At 69.0% G+C, this 6,654-nt stretch carries 7 protein-coding genes; all 7 read left to right on the top strand.

All coding sequences use genetic code 11. The features are described from left to right. Window positions 1–212 (top strand): hypothetical protein (locus tag GJ695_RS29770; protein WP_208024210.1); only part of this gene is annotated, 212 nt, incomplete at its 5' end. After that, window positions 200–802 carry a DedA family protein gene (locus tag GJ695_RS29095; RefSeq protein WP_154370570.1) on the top strand — a complete coding sequence of 201 codons (603 nt, stop codon included), beginning with the start codon at window positions 200–202 and terminating at the stop codon, window positions 800–802. The genes GJ695_RS29770 and GJ695_RS29095, both read left to right, overlap by 13 nt. 1 nt (window position 803) lies before the next feature. Then, window positions 804–1,307: a sigma-70 family RNA polymerase sigma factor gene (locus GJ695_RS29090; protein ID WP_154370569.1), complete on the top strand. Its 504-nt coding sequence runs from the start codon at window positions 804–806 to the stop codon at window positions 1,305–1,307. A 20-nt stretch (window positions 1,308–1,327) separates the two neighbouring features. Continuing rightward, a complete protein-coding gene (locus tag GJ695_RS29085) occupies window positions 1,328–1,639 on the top strand; it encodes a putative quinol monooxygenase (RefSeq protein WP_154370568.1) in 312 nt (103 codons plus the stop codon). A gap of 94 nt (window positions 1,640–1,733) precedes the next feature. Then, window positions 1,734–2,144, top strand: a complete 411-nt coding sequence (locus GJ695_RS29080) for a hypothetical protein (protein ID WP_154370567.1) — start codon at window positions 1,734–1,736, stop codon at window positions 2,142–2,144. Continuing rightward, window positions 2,141–4,177, top strand: a complete 2,037-nt coding sequence (locus GJ695_RS29075; RefSeq protein WP_154370566.1) for a TonB-dependent receptor — start codon at window positions 2,141–2,143, stop codon at window positions 4,175–4,177. The genes GJ695_RS29080 and GJ695_RS29075 overlap by 4 nt, the downstream gene beginning before the upstream one ends. A gap of 3 nt (window positions 4,178–4,180) precedes the next feature. Continuing rightward, on the top strand, window positions 4,181–6,654 hold a 2,474-nt coding region (locus GJ695_RS29070; RefSeq protein WP_229261308.1), incomplete at its 3' end, for a hybrid sensor histidine kinase/response regulator.

Below are 6,654 nucleotides of genomic sequence, written 5' to 3'. Positions count from 1 at the left end.
CCGCTGTAGCGCGCGGCGCCGACGGCGTCGATGTGCGCCGCCTGCCCGAGCCGGCGTGGCGCATGGTGGCGGCCTTGTGCGGCGGCGCGCGGCTGGATGAGGCGGCGCGCTGGGCGCCCGACGACGTCTCCGGCCTGCTGGCCACGCATCTGGTGTTGCAGGACTTCATCGATTTTTCCTTCGACACGGGAGCCGCGCCATGCAACACCTGATCGGCCTGATCCAGGCATACGGCTTGTTGTTCGTGTTTGTCATCGTGGCGCTGGAGCAGATGGGCCTGCCCTTGCCGGCGTTCCCGGCGCTGATACTGGCCGGCGCGCTGGCCGCCGGCGGCGCGCCAGGCTGGCAGGCGCTGCTGGCGGTCAGCGTGCTGGCCTGCCTGATGAGCGATGCGTTCTGGTACATCGCCGGCCGCCGCCACGGCAAGCGCGTGTTGCAACTGCTGTGCAAGATCTCGGTCACGCCCGACCAGTGCGTCAGCCAGACGCAGCGCCATTTCAACCGCTACGGCGCCAAGTCGCTGGTCGTGGCCAAATTCATTCCTGGTTTTAACACGGTGGCGCCGCCGCTGGCCGGCGCCACCGGCATCGGCGCGCCGCGCTTCCTGGCCTATACCCTGGCCGGCAGCGTGTTGTGGAGCGCGGCGGCGATCTTCACCGGCTGGTACTTCCACGACAGCCTGGAGCAGGTGCTGGCGCTGTTCGAACGCTTCAGTACCAATGCCGCGATCTGTGCGGCGATCGCGCTGGGCCTGTATCTATTGTTCAAGACGCTGCGCCGCCGACACCGCCATGGAGACTGACATGAGCGCCGCCTTGCACGGCCAGCTGGCCTCGCTGCGGCCGCTGCTGCTGCGGATGGCGCACCGGCAGCTGCACGACACCGTGGGTGCGGAAGACGCGGTGCAGGATGCGCTGATCGCCGTGCTGGAAGCGCCGGAGCGCTTTGCCGGCCGCTCGTCGCTGGCGACGTATGTGATCGGCATCGTCAAGTTCAAGGCGGTCGATCTGCTGCGGCGGCGCGCGCGCGAGCAGTGGCCGGGCGGCGATCCGGCGGAAGCGCTGGCGGCCGTGCAGGCCGAGGCCGACCCGGCCCTGATTGTCGAGCGCGGCGATTTTTTCCGCGTCCTGGAAGAGGGCCTGGCGCAGATCCCGGAGCAAAGCCGGCGCGCCTTCCTGCTGCGCGAATGGGACGGCTACGACACGGGCGAAGTGTGCCGCGCGCTCGGCGTCAGCGCCGCCAACGCCTACGTGCTGGGGCACCGCGCGCGCAGCCATCTGAAACAGCATTTTGAAACCCACTGGTAAGTTATCCAAAGGAGAGCGACATGATTCAATACGCATTGCTGGCCCGCTTTGAAGCCCGTCCGGGCAAGGAAGCCGCCGTCGAGCAACTGTTGCAGCAAGGCCTGGCGCTGGCCAACCAGGAAGCCGGCACGCCGGTCTGGCTGGCGCTGAAACTGGCCGACCGCGTGTATGGCGTGTTCGACGCCTTCCACACCGAGGCCGCGCGCCACGCCCACCTTGGCGGCCCGATTGCCCAGGCGCTGATGGATAACGCCGCCGAGCTGTTCGTGCGGCCGCCGACGATTGAAACCATCGACGTGCTGGGGCTGAAGAACCAGCCGGCAGCCGGCTGACCACGGGGAGCCGGCCATCGCCACCACCACCCGGCGCCGCTATAGCGCCCAGATCGCCAGCCCGGCCGCCTGTCTGTTCGAGCTGCTGGCCGACATGCCTGCCTACCAGCGCTGGCTGCCGGACTCCGAAGCGTTTGGCGGCACCCGCGACGTTCAGCCCTATCCGGTGCAACAGGGGACCACCTACCTGGACTGGGGGCCCGCCGGCGAACGCCCCGGCGTGGTGACGGAGTTTGCGCCGCCGCACCGGCTGGGATTTCACCAGACCATGGCGCTGCGCAACGGGCCGCTGACGGCCGACATCGACGTCCGCATCCTGTACCGGCTGCTGGAGCGGGACGGCGCCACGCTGGTCATCCGCGACCTGGCGTTGACCGTGCAGGCGCAGGGCTGGCGGCGCCTGTTCATTCCGCTGATACGCTACAAGTTCGCGCTGGAGAACCGGCGCATGATGGCGGCGCTGAAGGTCTATGCCGAGTCGCAAGACGGCCGGGAGCCGGCATGAAGCCGGCGCTGTTGCTGGCGGTCGGCTGGACGCTGGCGCAATCCTGCCTGGCCGGCGAGGAAACCGTGCCGACGGTGCAGGTGAGCGGGCACTACCAGAACGCGGTCGGCAGTTCGGACGCGGCCAGCCAGGGCAGCATCACCGGCGAATTGATCGCCAACCGTCCGGCGTTGCGCACCGGCGAGTTGCTGGAGTTCGTGCCGGGCATGATCGTCACCCAGCACAGCGGCGACGGCAAGGCCAACCAATACTTCCTGCGCGGCTTCAATCTCGATCACGGCACCGACTTCGCCACCTATGTCGACGGCATGCCGGTCAATATGCGCACCCACGCGCATGGCCAGGGCTACTCCGACCTCAATTTCGTCATTCCGGAACTGGTGCAGCGCATCGACTATAAGAAGGGGCCGTACTTTGCCGAGGAGGGCGACTTCGCCTCGGCCGGCGCGGCGCACCTGCGGCTGGCGGACCGCTTGCCGCAGGGCGTCGTCAGCCTGTCCGCCGGGCAGAACGGCTACTGGCGCACGGTGCTGGCCGATACCGTCCAGGCCGGCGCTGGCCGCCTGCTGTATGGCGTCGAGGCCAATCGCAACGACGGCCCGTGGGACTTGCCGGAGCGGGTGCGCCGCTACAGCGCCATGGCGCGTTACAGCGCCGGCACCGGTGACCAGGGCTACAACGTCACCGCCATGGCGTACCATAACCGCTGGAACGCCACCGACCAGATTCCGCAACGCGCCGTCGACGCCGGCCTGATCGGCCGCTACGGCAACCTGGACAATACCGACGGCGGCAGCAGCGCGCGCTACAGCCTGTCGTCGGCGTGGCGGCGACGCAGCGACACGGGCCTGACCGAGCTGGACGCTTACCTGCTGCATTCGCGGCTGGACCTGTTCAGCAACTTCACCTATGCGCTGGAGCGGCCGGAGCAGGGCGACCAGTTCAGCCAGAGCGAACGCCGCAACACCGCCGGCCTGAACGCCGCCCATAGCTGGCAGAGCGGGCTGGCCGGCCTGGCGATGCGCAACAAGCTGGGATTGCAGGTCCGGTTTGACCGCCTGGCGCCGGTGAGGCTGTATCAAACCGAAGCGCGGCTGCGCAGCGCCACCGTGCGCGAAGATACGGTACGCGAAAGCAGCGCCGCCCTGTACGGCGAAAACCTGACGCAATGGACGCCATGGCTGCGCAGCGTGGCCGGTGTACGCTACGATGCCTACCGCTTCCAGGTCGACAGCAGCGTGGCCGGCAACAGCGGCAAGGCGCGCGACCATATCGCGTCACCCAAGCTGTCGCTGGTGTTCGGGCCGTGGGACAAGACCGAGTATTTCGTCAACTATGGCAAGGGCTTCCACAGCAACGATGCGCGTGGCGCCACGCAAACGCGGCTGGCCGATGGCGGCGCCTCCGCGCCGGTCACACCGCTGGTGCCGACCAGGGGCCGCGAACTGGGCTTGCGCACCGAACTGGCGCCTGGGCTGCAAAGCTCGCTGGCGGTCTGGCGGCTGGACATCGATTCCGAACTGGTGTTTGTCGGCGACGCCGGAGACACCGAGCCCAGCAGGGCCAGCCGTCGCCGCGGCATCGAGTGGAACAACCATTACATCGCCACGCCGTGGCTGCTGTTCGATCTGGATCTGGCCACCTCGCATGCCCGCTATTCCCAGGCCGATGCCGTCGGCAACGACATTCCCGGCGCATTGAACCGGGTGCTGTCGTTCGGCGCCACGGTGCGCGACGCGGGGCGCTGGTCCGGCAGCTTCAACCTGCGCTATTTCGGCCCGCGTCCGCTGCTGGAAGACGGCAGCGTGCGGTCGGCGTCGACCACGCTGGCGTATGCGCGCGCCGCCTACCGCCTGCGGCCGGATACCAGGGTGACGCTGGACGTGTTCAACCTGTTCGACCGGCGCGCCAGCGACATCGATTACTACTACCGCTCGCGCCTGCCCGGCGAGGCGGCGGACGGCGCCGACGACCGCCACTTTCACCCGGTGGAGCCGCGCACTGTGCGGCTGACGCTGGCGCGCAGTTTCTGACGCATGATGCGCCGCTTCCGCGACATCGGCATCCGCGCGCGCATCCGCAGCGGCTACCTGATCCTGCTGGTGCTGCTGACCGGCGTGATCCTGGTCGGCGTCAGCCGCATCTACGCGATCCGGGCGGAAAGCGACCACATCGTGCAGCAGGACTGGGCCGCCGCCAGCGCGGCCAATCTGATCGACGCCCAGTCGAGCGAGGCGGCGGCGCTGATCGCCAACCTGATCATTCAGCGCGAACAGCCACGGCGGGTGGAAAGCTACCGCCGCATCGACCGCATCAAGGCCGACATCGACGCCCAGCTGGACTTGCTGGAGCGGCTGGACGCGCCGGCGCCGGCGCGCGCGCAGCTTGGCCGGCTCAAGCGCGCCCGCGCCGCCTACTACGACAGTTTCATTTCCGTGGCCGAGCTGGTCGAGGGCGGCATGCGCGACGCGGCCGAGGCGCGGATGAACGCGGTGGCGCTGCCGGCGCTGGAGCGCCTGCAGCAGGAAATCAAGCAGCTGGGCCGCTTGCAGCAGGCACAGGTCATGGCCAGCGCCGCGCGGGCGCGCGCCGACATCACCACCTCGCTGCTCACCATGTCGGCGCTGGGCGCGCTGGCGGTGGTGGTCGGCATCGCCTTTGGCTTGTCGGCGCGCTCGATCACCGGACCGCTGGAACAGGCGATCGCGGTGGCGCGCCGGGTCAGCCAGGGCGATTTCAGCGCCGCCATCGACAGCACCTCGCAGGATGAAATGGGCGAGTTGCTGCGCGCGCTGAAGCTGATGACCGCCAGCCTGGCGGCGGAACAGCAGCTGCGCCAGGCGGTGACGGCGGCCGAGGACGCCACACGCATGAAATCGGATTTCCTGGCCAATATGTCGCACGAGATCCGCACGCCGATGAACGGCATCATCGGCATGACCCACCTGGCCTTGCAGACCGAGCTGACGCCGAAGCAGCGCAACTATCTGGAGAAAGTGGAGGGGGCGGCGCGCAACCTGCTTGGCATCATCAACGACATCCTCGATTTTTCCAAGATAGAAGCCGGCAAGCTGGCGTTTGAAACGCTGGACTTCCACCTCGACGACGTGATGGCGCAGGTGGCCGACCTGGCCATCGTGCGGGCCCAGGACAAAGGGCTGGAACTGCTGTTCGACGTGGCGCCGGATGTGCCGCCGGTGCTGGTCGGCGACCCGCTGCGCTTCGGCCAGGTGTTGATCAACCTCGGCAGCAACGCCATCAAGTTCACCGCCCAGGGCGAGGTGGTGGTGACGGTGCAGGTGCAGGCGCACCTGCCCGGCCGGCGCGTGCGCCTGCGGGTGGCGGTGCGCGATACCGGCCCGGGGCTGACGGCTGCGCAGCAGGCGCGCCTGTTCAAGGCTTTTTCGCAGGCCGACACGTCGACCACGCGCGAACACGGCGGCACCGGGCTGGGGCTGATCATCTGCAAGCGGCTGGTCGAACTGATGCACGGCGAGATAGGCCTCGACAGCACACCCGGCGCGGGCAGCACCTTCCATTTCACGGCCGAGTTTGGCATCGGCCAGAGTGCCGCTGCGCCGCCGGCGCCGGAGCTCGGCGCGGCGCGGCTGCTGGTGGTGGACGACAACGCCAGCGCGCGCGAGATCTTCCTCGGCATGCTGGCGTCCATGCGCCTGACTGCGGCTGCCGCGACGGGCGGCCGGCAGGCGCTGGAGGCGTTGGCGCACGCGCGCCGCGCGGGCCAGCCCTACACCGTGGTGCTGCTCGACTGGCAGATGCCGGACATGAGCGGTGTCGAGACGTTGCGGGCGATCCGGGCCCAGGCCGAGGCCGAGGGCGCGCCGGCGCCGGCGGTCATCATGGCCACCGCCTACAACCGCGACGTGCTGGTCGAGGAAACGCGCGGACTGGCGGTGGATGCGCTGCTCAGCAAGCCGGTCAGCGCGTCGACCCTGCAGGATGCGGTCGCGACGGCCTGTGGCCAGCAAGCCGGCGCCACCCGGCGCCAGCGCCGCCAGGCCGATCATCTGGCGGCGGCGCAGTCGCTGCGCGGCGCATGTCTGCTGCTGGTCGAGGATAACGAGGTGAACCAGGAGGTGGCGCAACAGATATTGGGCGAGGCCGGCATCCGCATCGACATCGCCGGCAATGGCGCGCAGGCGCTGGCCATGCTGGCGCAAGGGACTTACGACGCGGTGCTGATGGATTGCCAGATGCCGGTGCTGGATGGCTACGACACCACGCGCAGGCTGCGCGCCGATCCGCGCCACGCGCACTTGCCGGTGATCGCCATGACCGCCAACGCCATGGTCGGCGACAAGGAGAAGTGCCTGGCGGCGGGCATGAACGATTTCATCGCCAAGCCCATCGATGTGGCCCAGCTGTTCGCCACGTTGACGCGCTGGGTCACGCCACGCCCAGAGGCAACGGCGCAGGACGCGGCCAGCGGCCAGCTCGCGCCGTTGCCGCCGTCCGCGCTGCCGGCGGCGGCGCCGGGCCTGGAGCTGGC

It is taken from the genome of Duganella alba (assembly GCF_009674495.1).
Taxonomy (GTDB): Bacteria; Pseudomonadota; Gammaproteobacteria; order Burkholderiales; family Burkholderiaceae_D; genus Rugamonas; species Rugamonas alba.
Note: the sequence above shows the minus strand (reverse complement) of the source record. Positions and strands in the feature narration are given on the sequence as shown.

Bases quoted from the DNA above. Each gene is read 5' to 3' on its own strand.
- GJ695_RS29095 (WP_154370570.1), top strand. From the start codon at position 200: ATGCAACACCTGATCGGCCTGATCCAGGCATACGGCTTGTTGTTCGTG.
- GJ695_RS29090 (WP_154370569.1), top strand. From the start codon at position 804: ATGAGCGCCGCCTTGCACGGCCAGCTGGCCTCGCTGCGGCCGCTGCTG.
- GJ695_RS29085 (WP_154370568.1), top strand. From the start codon at position 1,328: ATGATTCAATACGCATTGCTGGCCCGCTTTGAAGCCCGTCCGGGCAAG.
- GJ695_RS29080 (WP_154370567.1), top strand. From the start codon at position 1,734: ATGCCTGCCTACCAGCGCTGGCTGCCGGACTCCGAAGCGTTTGGCGGC.
- GJ695_RS29075 (WP_154370566.1), top strand. From the start codon at position 2,141: ATGAAGCCGGCGCTGTTGCTGGCGGTCGGCTGGACGCTGGCGCAATCC.